We start from the raw sequence: 20,271 nt of genomic DNA, 5'->3' as shown, positions 1-20,271 counted from the left end.
TAGGCCGGGCAAACGCAGTGCCGCCCGGCAAGAATGTTCATGTGGACAAAACATAAACAAAAAATATAGATCCCCGTCACATTTTTGCGTTATACAGGAACCTCGCCCTGGAGAATGAGGTGCTGTATGACATCCCTGACTCGTCCGCGCGTTGAGTTTATCTCAACCATCCTCCAGACCGTGCTGAACCTCGGTCTGCTAAGTCTTGGTCTGATTCTGGTTGTCTTTCTCGGCAAAGAGACGGTGCATCTGGCGGATGTGCTGTTCGCCCCTGAGCAAACCAGCAAATATGCGCTGGTGGAAGGCCTGGTGGTCTACTTTCTCTACTTCGAATTTATCGCCCTGATTGTGAAGTACTTTCAGTCCGGCTTTCACTTCCCGCTACGCTATTTTGTCTACATTGGCATCACCGCCATTGTGCGGCTGATCATCGTCGATCATAAATCCCCACTCGACGTGCTGATCTACTCGGCGGCGATCCTGCTGCTGGTGATCACCCTCTGGCTGTGCAACTCGAAGCGGCTGAAACGGGAATAAAAAAAGGGCGCTCCGAAGAGCGCCTAACAACAGTCACAAGTTGGTTCAATACAATACGTCTAAAGTTGAGGGTTGCAGTGGCATAACAGATGAAACTTAACCTTTCACACCGCCCGCCGTCAGGCCATTCACCAGCCAGCGCTGGGCCAGCAGGAACACCACGGTAATCGGGATGGCGGAAAGTACGGCCGCCGCGGCAAAGTCGCCCCACAGGTAGTTTTGCGGGTTGAGGTATTGCTGCATACCGACGGCCAGGGTGTAGCTGTTCACATCGCGCAGTAACAGTGAGGCAACCGGGACTTCGGTGATCGCCGCGATAAACGACAGAATAAACACCACCGCCAGAATCGGCACCGACAGCGGCAGCAGCACCAGACGGAACGCCTGCCACGGGGTGGCACCATCCAGCGATGCCGCCTCTTCCAGCGAACCGTCGATGGTTTCGAAGTAGCCTTTGATGGTCCACACATGCAGGGCGATGCCGCCAAGATAGGCGAAGATCACGCCGCCGTGGGTGTTCAGGCCGATAAACGGCACGTACTGGCCAAGACGATCAAACAGGGCATACAACGCCACCAGCGACAGCACTGCCGGGAACATCTGGAAAATCAGCATCCCTTTCAGCAGGGTTGCTTTGCCCGGGAAACGCATACGGGCGAAGGCGTAAGCACAGGTGGTGGAGAGCGTCACGATGCCGATCGCGGTGATGGTCGCCACCTTCACTGAGTTCCATAACCACAGCAGCACCGGGAACGGCGGCGGCGTGACGCGGCCATCGGCATGTTCCACGCTGAAGCCCAGCGCGAGCTTCCAGTGCTCCCAGGAAATTTCATCCGGGATCAGACTCCCGGTGGCGAAGTTCCCCGAACGCAGGGAGATGGCGATAACCATCAGCAGCGGGAACATGATGGCCGCGATGAAAATCAGCAGGCCTAAGTGCGTCGCGAGGAGGCGCAGTTTCTGAGATTTGGGTTGTACCATTGCCATGTTCAGTGCCCTCCTTAGTCAAATTTCATACGTGTGGCTTTCAGGTTCACAATCGCCAGGGCGCCAACCAGCAGGAAGATCAGGGTGGCAATCGCTGCCGCCAGGCCGAAGTCCTGACCACCGCCGCCCTCGAAGGCGATACGGTAGGTGTAGCTCACGAGCAGGTCGGTATAGCCTGCTGGCGTGGTGGTGCCGAGACGGTCCGGGCCACCGTTGGTCAACAGCTGAATCAGCACGAAGTTGTTAAAGTTAAAGGCGAAGCTGGCAATCATCAGCGGCGTCAGCGGCTTAATGAGCAGCGGCAGCGTAATCTTGAAGAAGTTCTGGAACGGACCCGCGCCGTCCATCGCCGAGGCTTCGTACAGGTCGTCCGGGATAGCCTTCAGCAGGCCCATGCACAGGATCATCATGTACGGATAACCCAGCCAGGTGTTGACGATGATAATCATCGAGCGGGCGGTGGTCGGGTCGCTGAACCAGGCCGGTTTGATACCGAACAGCGCGCTCAGCATCATGTTGATTTCACCGAAGCTCTGGTTAAACAGCCCTTTGAAAATCAGAATTGAGATAAACGACGGTACGGCGTAAGGCAGAATCAACAGTACGCGGTAAATCGCTTTCCCTTTCAGGGACTCCCACTGCACGAGGCAGGCCAGCACCATGCCCACGGCCACGGTCAGGATCACGGTCAGTACCGAGAAGACTACCGTCCAGACGAAGATGGCGAAGAACGGTTTCTGGATACCTTCGTCGGTAAACACGCGGGTAAAGTTGTCCCAGCCAATGGTGACGGTGTAGCCCGGGCTGAGCTTGTCGTCACCCCAGCTGCCGTCGGCGGTAATGGACTGATAGAAACCAATGTCGTTATTCGGACGGTACTTCACGCCGCTCTGGTTGTTGGTCAGCGTGCCGTCGTCCGCCAGGGTATACAGCGGCTGCGTGCCGGAGAACTGACGCAGCGAGCTCATGGTCACTTTGCTGTCATCAGGCAGCACGGCGGTGAGTTGGGTCAGCGCCTGGCGGTTCTGGGTAATGATACGCAGGTTGGCGCGTTCACCTTCCGGCAGGGCCGCAGCCTCTTTTAAGACCAGCTTCTGCTCGCCGCCAAATTTGAACGCGTCGGAAAGATAGTTTTTGCCGCTCTCGCCGTCAGTGAGCGCTAACTTCCATTCATCTCCCGCGGGATACAGACCGAAGTTAAAGGTTTTACCCGCCTGATAAGAGCGATCCAGAAGCACCTGGGTGGCGCGCTCCTGCGCGAGCTGGTTGGTGCTACTGTAGTTGGTAAAGGCGATTGCGATGGTGCAGATCAGCGGAAAGAGGACAAACAGCCCCATTCCGGCAACACCTGGGTAAACGTAGCGCCAAGCATAGGCTTTACGGTTGGCGAAAATATACAGGCCAGCAGAGCTTAAGATCAGCGTCATGATGGCAAAGAGATATTCCCCTTGTACGTACATTAAAACAACAAGGTAACCCACCAGCAGACACAGCAGACCTATCACTGACCACTTCAGTGCGTCGCTTTGCCACCAGTGCTTCTTTTTAATGACATCCATGGGGTTCTTCCTCTACAACGGTGGAAACTTTTCGTCAGGTGGCGCTGCGCTTACCTGACCTACGGATCGTGCCGTAGTCGTAGGGCGGGTAAGCGCACGCGCCACCCGCCGTTTTTCTGCTTACTTAGTAATACGACCCTGAGCATCTTTCAGCGCAGCATCAACAGTCTGGCGACCGCTTGCAGCGTTGATAACCGCAGTACGGGTGGCGTACCAGAACGCAGCCATCTGTGGGATGTTCGGCATGATTTCGCCTTTCTGGGCGTTATCCATGGTGGCCGCGATGCGTGGATCTTTCGCCAGCTGATCCTGGAAGGATTTCAGCGCAACGGCGCCCAGCGGTTTGTCCTTGTTCACTTCATCCAGACCCTGATCGGTCAGCAGGTAGTTTTCGAGGAACTCTTTCGCCAGCTCTTTGTTCGGGCTGGCGGCGTTGATACCCGCGCTCAGCACGCCAACGAACGGTTTAGACGGCTTGCCGTTGAAGGTTGGCAGCAGGGTCACGCCGTAGTTGATTTTGCTCTTGTCGATGTTGGTCCAGGCCCACGGACCGTTGATGGTCATCGCGGTTTCGCCTTTGTTGAACGCCGCTTCCGCGATGGAGTAGTCGGTATCCGCATTCATGTGTTTGTTCTTAATCAGGTCAACCAGGAAGGTCAGGCCTTTTTTCGCACCCGCATTGTCCACGCCCACGTCTTTCACGTCATATTTGCCGTTTTCAAACTTGAACGCGTAACCGCCATCGGCAGCAATCAGCGGCCAGGTGAAGTACGGCTCTTGCAGGTTGAACATCAGGGCGGATTTACCTTTCGCCTTCAGCTCTTTATCCAGGGCAGGGATCTCTTCCCAGGTTTTTGGTGGGTTTGGCACCAGGTCTTTGTTGTAAATCAGTGACAGGGCTTCAACCGCGATTGGGTAAGCGATCAGCTTGCCGTTATAGCGAACGGCGTCCCAGGTGAACGGGAACAGTTTGTCCTGGAAGGCTTTGTCTGGTGTGACTTCTGCCAGCAGGCCAGACTGCGCGTAACCCCCGAAACGGTCATGCGCCCAGAAGATAATGTCCGGGCCATCACCGGTTGCTGCAACCTGCGGGAATTTCTCTTCCAGCTTGTCCGGGTGCTCTACGGTGACTTTGATACCGGTGTCTTTCTCGAATTTTTTGCCCACTTCGGCCAGGCCGTTATAGCCCTTGTCGCCGTTAATCCAGATTACCAGCTTGCCTTCTTCAATTTTGGCGAGCGCTGGGGCGGAAACCATCATTGCTGCGAGGGCGGACAATGCGAAAACGCGTGCGCCAGTCTTGATATTCATATCTGCCATCCTTTTTGGTGATGTGCTCGTGGATACATAAGGTGGTTCAACGTGACTCAGTCTCCTTATTTGACATCCTCTTTCCATCCTCCCAGTCCCTACGCCCCACCCCCTGTTTGTGTGATCCCTGTAACATAAATTTAAGTTATGAGTGCTGGCGCACATAAAAACCCACTGAATTTTGCAGGCCGCTTCACGATTTTCGCCTCAGCCCCTCAGCTGCGGTCGCAGAGCCTGCTCTCTCATCCTCCCGCCTCCTCCCCCATAAAAAAGCCGGGGGGTGGAGGATTCACGAAAGTAATGGAACACGCATAGTGAACTTATCTTGAATGTTTCTGTCGGTGACAGGTTGTAACGAAGGGAGAAGGGCATGGCGAGCGTACAGCTGCGTAATGTAACGAAAGCCTGGGGCGACGTAGTGGTGTCAAAAGACATCAATCTGGACATCCACGAAGGTGAGTTTGTGGTGTTCGTGGGTCCATCAGGCTGTGGTAAATCGACTCTGCTGCGTATGATTGCCGGTCTTGAAACCATCACCAGTGGCGATCTCTTTATTGGTGATACCCGAATGAACGACATCCCGCCTGCTGAACGCGGCGTGGGCATGGTGTTCCAGTCTTATGCACTCTATCCGCATCTTTCCGTTGCCGAGAACATGTCCTTTGGCCTGAAGCTGGCCGGCGCGAAAAAAGAGACCATTAACCAGCGCGTCACCCAGGTGGCGGAAGTGCTCCAGCTGGCACATCTGCTGGAGCGTAAACCGAAAGCGCTTTCCGGTGGTCAGCGTCAGCGTGTGGCGATTGGCCGTACGCTGGTGGCCGAACCGCGCGTGTTCCTGCTCGATGAACCGCTTTCCAACCTGGATGCCGCCCTGCGCGTCCAGATGCGTATCGAAATCTCCCGTCTGCACAAGCGCCTTGGGCGCACGATGATTTACGTCACCCACGATCAGGTCGAAGCGATGACGCTGGCCGACAAAATCGTGGTGCTGGACGCCGGTCGCGTGGCGCAGGTGGGCAAACCGCTGGAGCTGTATCACTACCCGGCAGACCGCTTTGTTGCGGGCTTTATTGGCTCGCCAAAGATGAATTTCCTGCCCGTTAAAGTGACCGCGACGGCAATCGAACAGGTACAGGTGGAGCTGCCAAACCGTCAGCAAGTCTGGCTGCCGGTCGACAGCGCCAACGTACAGGTGGGGGCCAATATGTCCCTCGGTATCCGCCCTGAACATTTACTGCCGAGCCACATCGCTGATGTGACGCTGGAAGGTGAAGTTCAGGTCGTCGAACAGCTTGGTCACGAAACACAGATTCATATCCAGATCCCCGCCATCCGTCAGAACCTGGTCTACCGCCAGAATGACGTGGTGTTGGTAGAAGAGGGTGCCACATTCGCTATCGGTTTGCCGCCAGAGCGTTGCCATCTGTTCCGTGAGGATGGCACTGCATGTCGTCGGTTGCACAAAGAGCCAGGCGTTTAAGCATTCCAATTACAAAGAAAAGCAATGATCTCAGGAGATAGAATAATGATTACTCTGCGCAAAGTCCCTCTGGCTGTCGCCATTGCGGCAGGCATCCTGTCTGCCCAGGCGGGCGCCGTAGACTTTAAAGGTTATGCTCGTTCCGGCATTGGCTGGACCGGAAGTGGCGGTGAACAACAATGTTTCCAGGCAACAGGCGCACAAAGTAAATACCGTCTCGGTAACGAATGTGAAACCTACGCCGAACTGAAACTGGGCCAGGAAGTGTGGAAAGAAGGCGATAAGAGCTTCTATTTCGACACCAACGTAGCGTACTCCGTTTCTCAGCAGAACGACTGGGAATCCACCAGCCCGGCCTTCCGTGAAGCTAACGTGCAGGGTAAAAACCTGATTGAATGGCTGCCAGGCTCTACCATCTGGGCCGGTAAGCGCTTCTATCAGCGTCATGACGTACACATGATCGACTTCTACTACTGGGATATTTCTGGTCCTGGTGCCGGTATTGAAAACATCGATCTGGGCTTCGGTAAACTCTCTCTGGCAGCGACCCGTTCTTCTGAGTCCGGCGGTTCTGCAACCTTCGCCGATCGTGATGCGAACGGTGACCGTATTTATGACAACGTGGTACCAAACGATGTCTTCGACGTCCGTTTAGCCGGTCTGGAAACTAACCCGGGCGGTACGCTGGAGCTGGGCGTTGACTACGGTCATACCAACATTCCTGACGACTACTATCTGCAACCTGGCGCCTCTAAAGATGGCTGGCTGTTCACCGCTGAACACACCCAGAGCATGATGAAAGGCTTCAACAAGTTCGTCCTGCAATACGGTACGGACTCCATGACCTCTAACGGTAAAGGGATTCCACAGGGCGGCAGCATCGATAACGACGGTTCTATGTGGCGTGTGCTGGACCACGGTGCAATCACCCTGGCAGACCGTTGGGACCTGATGTACGTCGGTATGTACCAGAACATCGATCGTGACAACAACAACGGTACCGAGTGGTGGACCGTGGGTGTTCGTCCAATGTTCAAATGGACGCCGATCATGAGCACCTTGCTGGAAGTGGGCTACGACAACGTCAAATCTCAGAAAACTGACGACAAAAACAGCCAGTACAAAATCACCCTGGCACAGCAATGGCAGGCAGGCGACAGCATCTGGTCTCGTCCGGCTATCCGTGTCTTCGCAACCTACGCGAAGTGGGATGAGAAATGGGGCTATGCAAACAACGACTCAGGTGCAGGTTACACCTCTGGCGTAGCGTATAGCGACACCTCCGCGAAAACCTTCAGCCGTGGCGACAACGATGAGTGGACCTTCGGCGCCCAGATGGAAATCTGGTGGTAATTCGTCAAGCCTGACGTAATGACCTGAAAAGAGGGGCGTAAGCCCCTCTCTCCTTAGGGTGCTGCGCGCTATTGCCTGGCCACCGCAGTGCTCACGCTATCAGAGGTAATAACAATGAAAATGAAGAAAAGTCTCGTCGCGCTGTGCCTCTCTGCGGGGCTGTTGGCCTGTGCGCCTGCGGTTACTTTTGCAGATGTGAATTTTGTTCCTCAGAATACCAGTGCTGCGCCAGCTATTCCGGCCGCGGCACTTCAGCAACTGGTGTGGACGCCAGTTGATCAATCAAAAACACAAACTACCCAGCTTTCAGCGGGTGGTCAGTCACTGAACGTGCCGGGTGTCAGCGGTCCGGTTGCGGCTTTCAGCGTGCCTGCGAATATCGGTGAGCTGACCCTGACGTTGACCAGTGAAGTCAATAAACAGACCAGCGTCTTCGCGCCTAACGTGCTGATCCTCGATCAGAACATGACGCCATCCGCTTTCTTCCCAAGCGACTATTTCAGCTATCAGGAACCCGGCGTCATGAGCGCTGACCGTCTGGAAGGCGTTATGCGCCTGACGCCTGCCCTGGGTCAGCAGAAGATTTATGTTCTGGTGTTCACGACTGAAAAAGATCTGCAACAGACAACGAAGCTTGTTGATCCGGCAAAAGCCTATGCGAAAGGCACGGGGAACTCCGTCCCGGATATTCCTGACCCGCTTGCCCGTCACACCACCGATGGTCTGATCAAGCTGAAAGTCTCCACCAACAGCGCCTCCAGCGTGCTCGTTGGCCCACTGTTTGGCTCATCGGGTCCTGGCCCGGTAACGGTGGGTAATACTGCCGCCCCTGTGTATGCCGCGCCAGCCGCCGCACCAGCCGCAGCCCCGGCCCCGACGAAAAAAGCCGAGCCGGTGCTTAACGACACGGAAACGTACTTCAACAACGCCATCAAGCAGGCGGTTAAAAACGGCGACGTCGATAAAGCGCTGAAACTGCTTGATGAAGCCGAGCGTTTAGGTTCAACCACTGCCCGTTCCACCTTTATCAGCAGTGTAAAAGGCAAGGGGTAACCGTCTCCCCGCAGTGCTGATTTTGTTAGTCGTTTAGTGCGCCTTACCGGGCGCACTTTTTTTGGCCAAGTTGCACCATTGTTGCGATAGTGATCGCTAAATTTGGTTTGTCCGTCCTCATTTTGCCAATCTGCGATACAATGCCTTTACGTTATGAATCGGAGAGTCTGGCATGTCACACCCCGCGCTAACGCAGCTGCGTGCGCTACGCTATTTCGACCAAATACCCGCGCTTAACCCGGAGCAACTGGACTGGCTGCTGCTGGAAGATTCCATGACAAAACGTTTTGAGCAACAGGGTAAAACGGTCACGGTGACGATGATTCAGGAAGGGTTTGTCTCGCCTGCGGAGATTGCCAGCGAGTTGCCGCTGCTGCCGCAGGAAGAACGCTACTGGCTGCGTGAAATTTTACTTTGTGCGGATGGCGAGCCGTGGCTTGCCGGGCGGACGGTGGTTCCGGAGTCTACACTTTCGGGGCCGGAGCTGGCATTGCAACGCCTCGGCAAAACGCCCCTGGGGCGCTATCTGTTCACCTCGTCTGAACTGACCCGTGATTTTATTGAAATTGGTTGCGATGCCGATTTGTGGGGGCGCCGTTCCCGCCTTCGTTTGAGTGGCAAGCCGTTAATACTGACGGAACTTTTTTTGCCTGCATCGCCGTTGTACTAAGAGGGAGAAAAAATGGAGTGGAGTCTGACGCAGAATAAGCTGCTGGCCTATCACCGCCTGATGCGTACTGATAAACCCATTGGCGCGCTGCTGCTGCTGTGGCCGACCTTATGGGCGCTGTGGGTTGCCACGCCGGGCGTGCCGCCACTGTGGATCCTGGCGGTGTTTGTGGCGGGTGTCTGGCTGATGCGCGCTGCGGGTTGTGTGGTTAACGACTATGCCGACCGTAAATTTGACGGGCATGTGAAGCGTACCGCGAATCGACCTCTGCCGAGCGGGCAGGTGACCGGGAAAGAGGCGCGTATCCTGTTTGTGGTGCTGGTGCTTCTCTCTTTCCTGCTGGTGTTAACGCTTAACACCATGACCATTCTGCTCTCCGTTGCAGCCCTGGCGCTGGCCTGGGTTTACCCGTTTATGAAGCGATACACCCATCTGCCGCAGGTGGTATTAGGTGCGGCATTTGGCTGGTCGATTCCCATGGCATTTGCCGCGGTCAGCGAGTCCGTTCCACTCAGCTGCTGGCTGATGTTCCTGGCGAATATTCTCTGGGCCGTTGCGTACGATACCCAATACGCGATGGTCGATCGCGATGACGATCTCAAGATTGGCATCAAATCGACGGCAATCCTGTTTGGTCGTCACGACAAACTGATCATTGGCATATTGCAGGTGGCGGTGCTGGCGCTGATGGTGGCGATTGGTCGCCTGAACGGGCTGAACTGGGCGTTTTACTGGTCCGTGCTGGTGGCGGGGCTGCTGTTTGCGTATCAGCAAAAGCTGATCGCGAAGCGCGAGCGTGAAGCCTGCTTTAAAGCGTTTCTGAATAACAACTACGTCGGGCTGGTGCTGTTTCTGGGGCTGGCGATGAGTTACTGGTCATAAAAAAGCCGGGTGGCGGCTTCGCCTTACCCGGCCTACGATTTAGCGGAACATGTAGGCCGGGTAAGCGTTAGCGCCACCCGGCTTTTTAACATCACTCGCCCTGCGTCGAACTCTCAATCGTCAAACGCACATCCGAGGTAATCAGCTCTGCCAGCATCTGATAAACCTTCATCGTCTCTTCCGGCTCGGCATCGCCCGTATCGCTGATATACCCTTCGTCGCGCAGCGTCAGCACCAGGGAGCTGAATACCGCTTTGTCGAAGAATTCCGGGGCATTAATGCCATGCAGAACGGAGAGGCGCTGGGCCAGCGTCCGGCTCTCTTTTTCCAGCGTACCGCGGTTGATTGACGGGTTTGCACTCAACAACCAGAAGGTAATGGCGTAGCGCTGCAACGTCTCACGCGCACCGGAAGCCAGCAGCTGCAAGGTACGAGAACGTGACGGGTTGATATGCAGATCATCATCGCTGATGGTAATCAGCCCCTGACGATGCATCTCTGCGGTCATTTTATCCAGTTCTGCCGCCAGCTCATCTTCACTCCAGCGCAGGAACAGCTCCGCTTTCAGCATCGGGTAGATGGCCTGAATGTGGCGCAGCAGCTCCTGACGTGAAATACGGCGATGCTGGGTAATAATGGCCGCCATCAGCGACGGCAGCATCAGCATATGCGTGATGTTGTTACGGTAGTAGGTCATCAGCACGGCCTGCTCGCGCGGCAGAATGATGATGTCACCAATCGTATCTTTCTCGACTTCGAACTTGTTCATCTGCAACGCGTGATCGATAAGCTCGCTGGCAGTGGCAGACGGTACGGTCGAATCCACGGAATACGGCACATTGCGCATGATGTTGAGGTAGCAATCAATCTGCTCGGTCAGCTGCTCACGGGTCAGTGAACGCTGGCGAGAGGCCAGAAGCGCGGTACAGCACAGGTTCATGGCGTTTGCCGCACCGGCGTTGTTGATGCGTACCATCAGCTCGGATGCGATGCCGTTGACCGTTGGCGTCAGCCAGGCCGGACGTACCGCCTCGATAGGATCGATAGACTCGCGCCACTCCGGAACATGATGGTTCAGATATGTCATCAGAGGCAGGGGTTCGCCAAAGTTAACGTATCCCTGGCCGAGGTTGCGCAATTTACTCAGCCCACGCAGCATCTGCGGCAGACTCTCTTTTTCTTTGGTCGCACCGCGCAGCTCTTTCGCGTAGGTGCCCACTTCCATCACGTGTTCATACCCGATGTAGATAGGCACCAGCGTGATAGGACGCGTACCGCCACGCAGCATGGCCTGAATGGTCATCGACAGCGTGCCGGTCTTCGGATCGAGCAGACGACCGGTACGGGAGCGCCCCCCTTCAACAAAGTACTCCACGGAATAACCGCGGCTGAACAGCTCGCCCAGATACTCCCTGAAGACGGTGGAGTAGAGCTTGTTGCCCTTGAAGGTACGGCGAATGAAGAAGGCACCCAGACGGCGGAAAATCGGGCCTGCTGGCCAGAAGTTCAGGTTGATACCGGCAGCAATGTGCGGCGGCACCAGCCCCTGGTGATAGAGGACGTAAGAGAGCAACAGGTAGTCCATGTGGCTGCGGTGGCAGGGCACGTAGACAATCTCGTGGCCGTCGTGCGCTAACTGACGCACGCGCTCGGCGTTGTGGACGTTAATCCCCTGATAGAGGCGGTTCCACGTGAAGCCGAGGATACGGTCGGAGAGGCGAATCATCTCGTAGGAGAAGTTCGCGGCGATCTCTTCCATCAGCGCGATTGCGTTCTGCTGCGCTTTCTCGTGCGAAATTTTCTTGCTGCGCGCTTCGTCTTCTACGGCACGGGCAATCGCTTTGGAAGCCAGCAGCTTGTTGAAGAGATCCTGACGTGCCGGGAGACGTGGCCCAACGGCCGCCAGACGCTGACGTGCAAAGTGCATACGCGCAACGCGCGCCAGCTTTTGCGCAATAATTTTGTCGGTGCCGTGTTCATCCGCCATGCGGCGCAGTGAAACGGAAGGCGAGAAGCGGACAAAGCTGTCGCGTCCCAGCCAGGAGACGGCGAAGAACTTCTGAATGCCGTTGAGCATACGCAGCGGCGGGTTCTCTTCCCCTTTTTCGCGTCCCGGACGACGCCCAAACATTACCGACACCGGCACCATCTGCACGTCCAGATCGGGGTTGCTGCGGTGCAGATCGAGGTAATCATGGAACAGCTTAATGGACTCTTCTTTCGGCGTGTAATAGGTGAACACGCGCGGTCCGCCATGGATGAACACGTAGCGCGGCAGCAGCGTACCGTCGACTTCCAGCGGTTCAAGCGGGTCAGGTAAATCATGCGCCAGACATTGAGCGCGAAGCGTAAGCAGGTCTGCCTTCGAGTTATAAGGCAAAACGTACATAATCGGGCGCGACGTATCGAGCCCTAATTCCAGCGCGGGTTCTGCTGGGATAGACTTACTTTTTACCAGTACGCTTAATGGTAAATTAAGTAATTTGTAGTAAATTCGTGGCCAGCCGGACATAAACGATGTAAAGCCTCTGGTTAATAATGCAATTGCGGCGCAAGGATAACAGAAAGCGCGCAAAATTTCTGTTGTTACCCGTCATACTTCAGGTTGCAGCGAAACGCGCTGCGCCTGTAGTAACTGACGCTATTTATCATAAAAGGTTCTTTTAATGGCCAATAATACCACTGGGTTAACCCGAATCATTAAAGCTGCCGGTTATTCATGGAAAGGTTTCCGCGCCGCATGGGTTAATGAAGCCGCTTTCCGCCAGGAGGCGGTTGCCGCAATCGTTGCGGTTGTCATCGCCTGCTTCCTTGATGTTGATGCTATCACCCGCGTACTGCTCATCGGATCTGTCCTTCTGGTGATGATAGTGGAAATTCTTAATAGCGCGATTGAGGCCGTTGTGGACCGGATTGGGTCGGAATTCCATGAACTGTCTGGCCGGGCGAAGGACATGGGTTCCGCTGCCGTACTGCTGTCGATTATCACTGCGGCGATCACCTGGGTCACGCTGCTTTGGTCGCATTTCCGATGAGCCTCGAGGAATAATTAAGTCCCTGGTTTTTTGTGCAGTTTTTGGTTCCAAAATCGCCTTTGACTGTATATACTCACAGCATAACTGTATATACACCCAGGGGGCGGTATGAAAGCGTTAACGACCAGGCAGCAAGAGGTGTTTGATCTCATTCGGGATCATATCGGCCAGACGGGTATGCCACCCACGCGTGCAGAAATTGCACAGCGTCTGGGCTTCCGTTCTCCTAATGCTGCCGAAGAGCACCTTAAGGCGCTGGCGCGTAAGGGCGTGATTGAGATTGTTTCCGGCGCATCACGCGGCATTCGTCTGCTGGTGGAAGAAGAGACCGGTATTCCGCTGGTGGGCCGCGTTGCCGCAGGTGAACCCCTGCTGGCACAGCAGCACATCGAAGGGCACTATCAGGTTGACCCAGGCATGTTCAAGCCGAGCGCAGATTTCCTGCTGCGTGTTAGCGGGATGTCCATGAAAGATATCGGTATTCTGGATGGCGATCTGCTGGCGGTACACAAAACGCAGGACGTGCGTAACGGCCAGGTCGTGGTGGCGCGCATTGACGATGAAGTGACGGTTAAGCGCCTGAAAAAACAAGGTAACACCGTTCAGCTTCTGCCAGAAAACAACGAATTCTCCCCGATTGTGGTGGATCTCCGCGAGCAGAGCTTCTCCATTGAAGGCCTGGCCGTCGGCGTTATCCGCAACGGTGAATGGCTGTAATCTCTTCCTGACAGGCTGTAGTTTCTCTACAGCCTGGCCTATTTTTTGATTCCGGTACTTTCCATGGCATTGCTAACTTCTGCCGATAAGGCGTTGTGGCGTCTTGCGCTACCGATGATTTTTTCCAATATCACCGTTCCTCTGCTGGGGCTGGTGGATACGGCGGTAATCGGGCATCTGGATTCGCCGATTTATCTGGGCGGTGTCGCGATCGGCGCAACGGCGACCAGCTTCCTCTTTATGCTGCTACTCTTTCTGCGCATGAGTACGACAGGCCTGACGGCTCAGGCGTATGGTGCAAAAGATCCCCTCCGTCTGGCGCGTGCGCTGGTTCAGCCGCTTATACTGGCGTTCGGTGCTGGCGCGTTAATCGTTCTGTTGCGAACGCCGCTGATTGATCTTGCGCTGCATATTGTGGGTGGCAGTGATGCCGTACTGGAGCAGGCCCGGCGGTTCCTCGAAATTCGCTGGCTCAGCGCGCCCGCGTCACTGGCAAACCTGGTCCTGCTGGGCTGGTTACTGGGCGTACAGTACGCCCGCGCGCCGGTGATCCTGCTGGTGGTGGGCAATCTGCTTAACATTGTGCTCGATCTCTGGCTAGTGATGGGACTGCACATGAACGTCCGGGGTGCAGCGCTGGCCACGGCAATTGCCGAGTACGGTACGCTGCTGATCGGTTTGTGGATGGTCTGGCGCGTGCTGGCGATGCGCGGTATCTCGCTTGCGCTGCTGAAAACGGCCTGGCGTGGCAACATTCGTAAGCTGCTGGCGCTTAATCGCGACATCATGCTCCGTTCGCTCCTGCTGCAACTCTGCTTTGGCGCATTAACCGTGTTTGGTGCGCGTCTTGGGCCAGAGATCGTCGCGGTCAACGCAGTGCTCATGACGTTATTGACCTTTACCGCTTACGCGCTGGATGGTTTTGCTTACGCCGTGGAGGCGCATTCAGGGCAGGCCTATGGCGCGCGTGAAAGCGGCCAGTTGCGTGAAGTCTGGCGTGCTGCCTGCCGTCAGGCGGGTCTGGTGGCCCTGGTATTTGCCTTCGTTTATGCCTGTTTTGGCGAGCATATTGTCGCACTGCTGACCTCAATACCCGCGCTACGTGAGCTGGCCGATCGCTACCTTCTCTGGCAGGTGGTTCTACCCGTGGTGGGCGTATGGTGCTATTTGCTGGACGGGATGTTTATTGGCGCCACGCGGGGGGCGGAGATGCGCAACAGCATGGCCGTCGCTGCGGCGGGGTTCGGCCTGACGCTGCTGACCCTGCCATATCTTGGTAATCACGGTCTGTGGCTGGCGCTGGCGGTCTTTCTTTCACTGCGTGGCCTTTCGCTGGCCGTTATCTGGCATCGTCACTGGCGAAACAATACCTGGTTTCCAGCTTCGCACGATATATCGTAACGGTTAAAGATTCCGAATATAAAAACAACTGCCGAATCCTTAACTACAATAATAATCACGTCCAGCAGAAAAGAACGAAGCGGACGATACTCATAGACGCTTAACACGAGGACACGATTATGAATAAAGACGAAATCGGCGGCAACTGGAAGCAATTCAAAGGTAAAGCGAAAGAACAGTGGGGTAAGCTGACAGATGACGATATGACCGTCATTGAAGGTAAGCGCGATCAGCTGGTAGGTAAAATCCAGGAGCGCTACGGTTACGAAAAAGATCAGGCGGAAAATGAAGTCAAAGACTGGGAAACCCGTAACGACTACCGCTGGTAACCGGCACTATCCCCAAGGGCGGCTATAAGCCGCCTTTTTCTTTGGTTTTAACGTGGCTTTTTCTTCACCAGAATAGAGTGATCGTGCTGACAGGCGTCCTGATGGCGACATGACTCCACCTCCACGCAGGCAGAACATAAGCCGTGGGCTTCGATCACGTTATGGCGCAGCGCAAAGCCCATTCTGGCTGCCAGCGTATGCATAATATCTTCCACCCCTTCCGCACACTCCTCCTTCACCACACCACAGCGATCGCAGATAAACATGGCGGACGTGTGAGTCGGCTGGTCAAAAAGATGGCACAGCACATAGCTGTTGGTTGATTCCACTTTATGCACAAACCCTTGCTCCAGCAGAAAATCCAGCGCCCGATAGACGGTCGGCGGCTTTGCCTGCGGCTCGCTTTCACGCAGCAGGTCGAGCAGATCGTAGGCGCTGATGGCACCCTGTTGCAGGCTCATCAGACGCAGTACCTCAAGGCGCTGCGGGGTCAGGCGCACATTGCGTTGCGCGCACAGCTTTTCAGCTTGCGCTAACAGCTCTTTTGTGGACTTGTCCATCGGGCACCTCGGATGTGGTAAGGGGTGAAAACCCTCACTTTATCATGTTCTGCTAAAAACACCGAGATCCGCCAGGCTGTGCTATACCTGACGCATCGCAAATCGGGAGATCGCATAATGAAAAGACCTGACTGTATTCGGCACTGGCGGGACGTGGAAGGTGCCGATGACGCAACGTATCCTGACAGCAACGAACGTTTTTCTGTTGGCGCGCCGCTGGCCCGAAAGCTGGGACTGGGCCGCATTGGTATTCACCATGAACGGCTGCCGCCCGGACGCCGCACGTCTTATCCGCATGCGGAAAGCGACGAAGAGGAGTTTGTTTACGTTCTGGAGGGTTACCCTGAAGCCTGGATTAATGGCTATCTGTGGAAGCTCGAACCCGGAGACAGCGTGGGGTTCCCTGCCGGGACGGGCGTGTGCCATACCTTTATCAACAATACCGATGAAGAGGTGCGCTTACTGGTGGTGGGTGAGGCCAATAAAAAACATAACCGCATCTACTATCCGCTCAATCCGGAGTATGCCGCGACGCGCGAAGACCGCTGGGTGGACCATCCGCCGCAGTTTTTTGGGCCGCACGATGGAAAACCTGGGCGAAAATAATTTCCTCTTCTATAAATATTGATGGCCGTCACATATTACAACAGGCCGGGATGGAATTTAACTTAAGGAAATAGCGGGTCTTTTTGCACTTATTCACAGCAATAGTTCGTTCCTGTTTGGGTGATAACAGACAGGGTTAACTAATAACAAACTATTTACGAGCACACTGTGAAAAAACATTTTAAATTTTCGATGGTTAGCATTGCTGTCTCCTTTTTTATGGCAAATCAGGCGGGAGCAGCCAATACCTGGACGGAAGCGCGCAGTGACGCAATGGGTGGCACAGGCGTCGCGGCAGGGAGCTATGGCAGCGGGGCGTTAATCAACCCCGCATTGCTGGCAAAATCTAAGCCCGAGGATGATGTGACGGTCATTTTGCCGTCCGTGGGCGTGCAGGTGACTGATGAAGACAATCTTCAGGACGAGATTGATACCATTAACGACAAAATCAATCATTACAAGGATGTGGTTGATAGTCTGACGCCCATTGAAATTATCACCAACCCTCTAGGTTCGATTAATCAGTTCCAGGGCGCGGCGAAAGATCTCGCCGATGAGCTGGACTACCTGAAAGGCAAAACCGCACACGCCACCGCAGGGGCGGGGATTGCCGTCAGTATCCCTAACGATGTCCTTTCCGTGGCCTTTATGGCAAAAGGCTATGCCCATGGCCGGGTCAGCTCTTCAATCGATCAGCAGGACATTGATTATCTGCGCGGTATTCAACGAAACGATGCTGTGGCTGCCGGTGTGGCGCTGGACGCCGCGCTAAACGGTACCGATCAAATCACCAAAAACCTTAACTCTACGGCGTCTGGTCGGGCGGCGATTGTGTCCGACTACGGTATTGCGGTAGCCCGTCAGTTCGATCTTGGCGGCGTTCCGGTTTCCGTTGGTGTCACGCCGAAGCTGCAAAAAACCTGGCTCTATAACTACACCACCTCGATCTACGACTATGACAGTAATAAGTGGAACGACAGCCGCTACCGTACCGACGACACCGGCTTCAACGTCGATGCCGGTATTGCTGCTGACTTTGGTGAAAACTGGACGGTCGGCGTGAGCGGGCAAAACCTGATGTCGCGCGATATCGATACCAAAGATATCCGCATTCGCAACGGGCGCACAGGAGAGGTGGTGAGTTATAAAGACACCTATCAGATCCGACCGCTGGTCACTGCCGGGGCCGCCTGGCATAACGATCTGGTCACGCTGACCGCGGACGGCGATCTGACCGAAACCAAAGGCTTTAAAAGCGAAGACACCTCCCAGTACGTTGGCGTTGGTGCTGAAGTCACGCCACTGAGCTGGCTGGCAGTGCGCGCCGGTTATCGTGCGGATATGAAAGGGAACGACAGCAACGTCTTCACCGGCGGTGTCGGTTTTGCGCCGTTTAACTCCGTCCATGTTGACCTGATGGGGCTTTATGGCGAAGACGAGACCTGGGGCGCCGGGGCACAGTTGAGCATGACGTTCTAAATATTAAGGGCACCGTTAATGGTGCCCTAAGCTTATCCGTGTGCCGCTTTGCTCAGCGTATCGCTGATCCATTGATTTACGCTTTTACCTGAAACTTCGGCTGCGATGTTAATTGCGGAATGTATTTCAGGCGCGATGCGCAGGCTGATTTTCCCGCTTGCCGGGCGCAAAGGTTCTCGACCTTGTTCTGTACAGTAGGCAAGATAATCATCAACTGCTTCTTCAAACGCTTTGCGGAGGGCTGCGACGTTATCAGCATGAAAACCGATAACATCTCTTATGCCCGCAACATGCCCAACGAAGCACAGATCTTCGTCGCTGTAATCAATTTTTGCGGCATAGCCTTTATAAGTCATGGTGTTAATCATGGAGATACCCCCGTTGCGATGAGAAAAGCCATTGCGTCGCGAACCTGATAAACCTTCGCTTCTTTATCCGGGTGAGGACGATGAAACGAAGCCACAACTCCATTGATTTCGAATCTTACCCTTGAACCGCTACCTTCTGAGGCTTTCGCACCCAGAGCAATGAAAAGTGCTTCAATCCTGCGCCATTCCAGAGAACTTGGCGTTGGTACAGAGAAAATGAGCTGCAATGTTTTTTGGTGGCGGGCGTTCAATGTTTTCATAGTTGATAGAGTCCATTTTAATTTTCTTCCCCGCCAAAGTTGCAATGAATGATATCACTTTTTGATATCACATCAAGCCGGATCGTATCCTTTTTAAGCCTGTGCTATAGTAGCGCCCCTTTTCCACCAGATGCTTAAAACTTCGCCATGTTGTCAGAACACCAGACCGCTTTCCCTGCACACCGTTTCTCCATTGCGCCGATGCTCGACTGGACGGACAGACACTGCCGCTACTTCCTGCGTCAGCTCTCCCGCCATACGCTGCTGTACACCGAAATGGTGACTACCGGGGCAATTATTCACGGCAAGGGCGATTATCTGGCGTACAGCGAAGAGGAGCATCCAGTTGCGCTGCAACTGGGGGGCAGCGATCCGGCTGCGCTGGCGCAGTGTGCGAAACTGGCTGAAGAACGTGGCTATGACGAGATTAACCTCAACGTCGGTTGCCCGTCCGACCGTGTTCAAAACGGTATGTTCGGCGCATGTCTGATGGGGAATGCACACCTGGTGGCGGACTGCATCAAAGCGATGCGCGACGTCGTCTCTGTCCCGGTCACGGTCAAAACCCGTATCGGCATTGACGACCAGGACAGCTACGAATTCCTGTGTGATTTCATCAACACGGTGTCAGGGAAGGGCGAATGCGAGATGTTTATCATCCACGCCCGAAAAGCCTGGCTCTCTGGCCTTAGCCCGAAAGAGAACCGTGAGATCCCGCCACTGGACTACCCTCGCGTGTACCAGCTGAAACGCGACTTTCCGCACCTGACCATGTCGATCAACGGCGGTATTACGTCCCTGGACGAGGCCAAAGCGCATCTCGAACATATGGATGGCGTGATGGTCGGACGCGAGGCGTATCAGAATCCGGGCATTCTGGCGACGGTTGACCGTGAAATCTTCGGCGTTGAAGGTGCCGATACCGATCCGGTGGCCGTGGTGCGCGCCATGTACCCCTACATTGAGCGCGAGCTGAGTAATGGTACCTATCTTGGCCACATTACCCGCCATATGCTCGGCCTGTTCCAGGGCATTCCCGGCGCGCGCCAGTGGCGTCGTTATCTCAGCGAGAACGCGCATAAAGCCGGTGCGGACATTGAGGTGCTGGAACACGCGCTGCGTCTGGTTGCGGATAAACGTTAAATTTCGCTAAAAGATGGTCAAATACGCCACGCCCTGCAAACCCTTGCAGGGCGTTTTGCTTTCAGAACAACAACTTATTTTTGGCATGTTTCTTGTAATGATCGCAGCATCATTCGGGAACTCGTGGGAGAGCACCATGCTGGAACTACTTTTTGTGATTGGCTTCTTTATTATGCTGATGGTCACGGGCGTGTCGCTGCTCGGTATTCTGGCCGCGCTCGTGGTGGCCACGGTGGTGATGTTTGTCGGCGGTTTATTTGCGCTGACGATTAAACTCTTGCCGTGGTTACTTCTGGCCATTGCGGTGGTATGGGCGATACGGGCGATTAAATCGCCAAAACTGCCCACTTATCAGCGTAATAACCGCTTCCGTTACTAAGGTATTGAGGGGTACGTCACATACCTGCAACTTTTCCTGCCGCAATCCTTAGAACAGAATAGGATTTACTTATCGAATCTGTCACTATTGCTGCCGCTAAAGAATTCATCGAGCTGTACCCTACATACAGCCGAACTAAAAAAAAGAAAGGGCTTCCCACGG

General features: G+C 54.9%; 21 protein-coding genes. 14 read left to right on the top strand and 7 right to left on the bottom strand.

Translation table 11 applies throughout. From position 1 onward, the window contains the following. Positions 1 to 126 precede the first annotated feature (126 nt). Positions 127 to 537, top strand: a complete 411-nt coding sequence (gene psiE / locus BH712_RS12825) for a phosphate-starvation-inducible protein PsiE (protein WP_000202963.1) — start codon at positions 127 to 129, stop codon at positions 535 to 537. Positions 538 to 633: 96 nt separating this feature from the next. On the opposite strand, the gene malG is transcribed toward psiE, so the two are convergent. The 3 genes from malG to malE form a co-directional block, all read right to left on the bottom strand. Further along, on the bottom strand, positions 634 to 1,524 hold the full coding sequence (gene malG, locus BH712_RS12820; protein ID WP_006810496.1) for a maltose ABC transporter permease MalG: 891 nt from the start codon (positions 1,522 to 1,524) through the stop codon (positions 634 to 636). Between the two features lie 14 nt (positions 1,525 to 1,538). After that, positions 1,539 to 3,083 carry a maltose ABC transporter permease MalF gene (gene malF, locus BH712_RS12815; protein WP_006810495.1) on the bottom strand — a complete coding sequence of 515 codons (1,545 nt, stop codon included), beginning with the start codon at positions 3,081 to 3,083 and terminating at the stop codon, positions 1,539 to 1,541. Between the two features lie 120 nt (positions 3,084 to 3,203). Then, on the bottom strand, positions 3,204 to 4,394 hold the full coding sequence (malE, locus tag BH712_RS12810; protein ID WP_032673704.1) for a maltose/maltodextrin ABC transporter substrate-binding protein MalE: 1,191 nt from the start codon (positions 4,392 to 4,394) through the stop codon (positions 3,204 to 3,206). A gap of 370 nt (positions 4,395 to 4,764) precedes the next feature. On the opposite strand from malE, the gene malK reads away from it, so the two are divergent. The 5 genes from malK (at position 4,765) to ubiA (ending at position 9,832) form a co-directional block, all read left to right on the top strand. Continuing rightward, positions 4,765 to 5,874: a maltose/maltodextrin ABC transporter ATP-binding protein MalK gene (gene malK / locus BH712_RS12805; protein WP_003860329.1), complete on the top strand. Its 1,110-nt coding sequence runs from the start codon at positions 4,765 to 4,767 to the stop codon at positions 5,872 to 5,874. A 42-nt stretch (positions 5,875 to 5,916) separates the two neighbouring features. Then, on the top strand, positions 5,917 to 7,227 hold the full coding sequence (locus BH712_RS12800; protein WP_026080558.1) for a maltoporin: 1,311 nt from the start codon (positions 5,917 to 5,919) through the stop codon (positions 7,225 to 7,227). A gap of 114 nt (positions 7,228 to 7,341) precedes the next feature. Further along, complete coding sequence (malM, locus tag BH712_RS12795; protein WP_006810491.1) at positions 7,342 to 8,280, top strand: maltose operon protein MalM; 939 nt, start codon at positions 7,342 to 7,344, stop codon at positions 8,278 to 8,280. Positions 8,281 to 8,452: 172 nt separating this feature from the next. Next, complete coding sequence (ubiC, locus tag BH712_RS12790; protein WP_003860326.1) at positions 8,453 to 8,950, top strand: chorismate lyase; 498 nt, start codon at positions 8,453 to 8,455, stop codon at positions 8,948 to 8,950. Positions 8,951 to 8,962: 12 nt separating this feature from the next. Further along, the gene (ubiA, locus tag BH712_RS12785) at positions 8,963 to 9,832 is read left to right on the top strand and encodes a 4-hydroxybenzoate octaprenyltransferase (protein WP_006810490.1); all 870 of its coding nucleotides are present in this window, start codon (positions 8,963 to 8,965) and stop codon (positions 9,830 to 9,832) included. 91 nt (positions 9,833 to 9,923) lie between these two features. On the opposite strand, the gene plsB is transcribed toward ubiA, so the two are convergent. Then, on the bottom strand, positions 9,924 to 12,344 hold the full coding sequence (gene plsB, locus BH712_RS12780; RefSeq protein ID WP_006810489.1) for a glycerol-3-phosphate 1-O-acyltransferase PlsB: 2,421 nt from the start codon (positions 12,342 to 12,344) through the stop codon (positions 9,924 to 9,926). Positions 12,345 to 12,498: 154 nt separating this feature from the next. Here plsB and BH712_RS12775 point away from each other — a divergent pair, with 154 nt between their 5' ends. The 4 genes from BH712_RS12775 to BH712_RS12760 all read left to right on the top strand — a co-directional run bounded on the left by BH712_RS12775 (position 12,499) and on the right by BH712_RS12760 (position 15,314). Continuing rightward, the gene (locus tag BH712_RS12775; protein WP_006810487.1) at positions 12,499 to 12,867 is read left to right on the top strand and encodes a diacylglycerol kinase; all 369 of its coding nucleotides are present in this window, start codon (positions 12,499 to 12,501) and stop codon (positions 12,865 to 12,867) included. Positions 12,868 to 12,975: 108 nt separating this feature from the next. Then, a complete protein-coding gene (gene lexA / locus BH712_RS12770) occupies positions 12,976 to 13,584 on the top strand; it encodes a transcriptional repressor LexA (protein WP_006810486.1) in 609 nt (202 codons plus the stop codon). A gap of 63 nt (positions 13,585 to 13,647) precedes the next feature. Further along, entirely contained in the window at positions 13,648 to 14,985 is a 1,338-nt protein-coding gene (gene dinF / locus BH712_RS12765; RefSeq protein WP_006810485.1) for an MATE family efflux transporter DinF, read from the top strand. 119 nt (positions 14,986 to 15,104) lie between these two features. Further along, the gene (locus tag BH712_RS12760; protein ID WP_003860314.1) at positions 15,105 to 15,314 is read left to right on the top strand and encodes a CsbD family protein; all 210 of its coding nucleotides are present in this window, start codon (positions 15,105 to 15,107) and stop codon (positions 15,312 to 15,314) included. Positions 15,315 to 15,361: 47 nt separating this feature from the next. Here BH712_RS12760 and zur read toward each other — a convergent pair whose 3' ends face one another. Further along, a complete protein-coding gene (gene zur, locus BH712_RS12755) occupies positions 15,362 to 15,874 on the bottom strand; it encodes a zinc uptake transcriptional repressor Zur (RefSeq protein WP_006810484.1) in 513 nt (170 codons plus the stop codon). A 117-nt stretch (positions 15,875 to 15,991) separates the two neighbouring features. Between zur and BH712_RS12750 the strand changes: the two genes are divergently transcribed. Both BH712_RS12750 and BH712_RS12745 read left to right on the top strand, forming a co-directional pair. Beyond that, positions 15,992 to 16,480, top strand: a complete 489-nt coding sequence (locus BH712_RS12750; protein ID WP_006810483.1) for a cupin domain-containing protein — start codon at positions 15,992 to 15,994, stop codon at positions 16,478 to 16,480. 192 nt (positions 16,481 to 16,672) lie between these two features. Then, a complete protein-coding gene (locus tag BH712_RS12745; RefSeq protein WP_226865092.1) occupies positions 16,673 to 17,959 on the top strand; it encodes a conjugal transfer protein TraF in 1,287 nt (428 codons plus the stop codon). A gap of 32 nt (positions 17,960 to 17,991) precedes the next feature. Here the strand turns inward: BH712_RS12745 and BH712_RS12740 are convergent, their stop codons facing one another. Both BH712_RS12740 and BH712_RS12735 read right to left on the bottom strand, forming a co-directional pair. Further along, positions 17,992 to 18,327: a type II toxin-antitoxin system HicB family antitoxin gene (locus BH712_RS12740; RefSeq protein ID WP_006810481.1), complete on the bottom strand. Its 336-nt coding sequence runs from the start codon at positions 18,325 to 18,327 to the stop codon at positions 17,992 to 17,994. Next, on the bottom strand, positions 18,324 to 18,587 hold the full coding sequence (locus BH712_RS12735) for a type II toxin-antitoxin system HicA family toxin (protein WP_006810480.1): 264 nt from the start codon (positions 18,585 to 18,587) through the stop codon (positions 18,324 to 18,326). The genes BH712_RS12740 and BH712_RS12735 overlap by 4 nt, the downstream gene beginning before the upstream one ends. 147 nt (positions 18,588 to 18,734) lie before the next feature. On the opposite strand from BH712_RS12735, the gene dusA reads away from it, so the two are divergent. Then, positions 18,735 to 19,730 (top strand): tRNA dihydrouridine(20/20a) synthase DusA, encoded by a 996-nt coding sequence (gene dusA / locus BH712_RS12730; protein ID WP_006810479.1) that lies wholly within the window; start codon positions 18,735 to 18,737, stop codon positions 19,728 to 19,730. Between the two features lie 136 nt (positions 19,731 to 19,866). Then, the gene (pspG, locus tag BH712_RS12725) at positions 19,867 to 20,109 is read left to right on the top strand and encodes an envelope stress response protein PspG (RefSeq protein WP_017382623.1); all 243 of its coding nucleotides are present in this window, start codon (positions 19,867 to 19,869) and stop codon (positions 20,107 to 20,109) included. The last annotated feature ends 162 nt before the right edge of the window (positions 20,110 to 20,271 follow it).

Source organism: Enterobacter hormaechei ATCC 49162 (genome assembly GCF_001875655.1).
In the GTDB taxonomy this organism is placed as follows: domain Bacteria; phylum Pseudomonadota; class Gammaproteobacteria; order Enterobacterales; family Enterobacteriaceae; genus Enterobacter; species Enterobacter hormaechei.
This window is presented reverse-complemented; position numbering and strand designations above follow the sequence as displayed.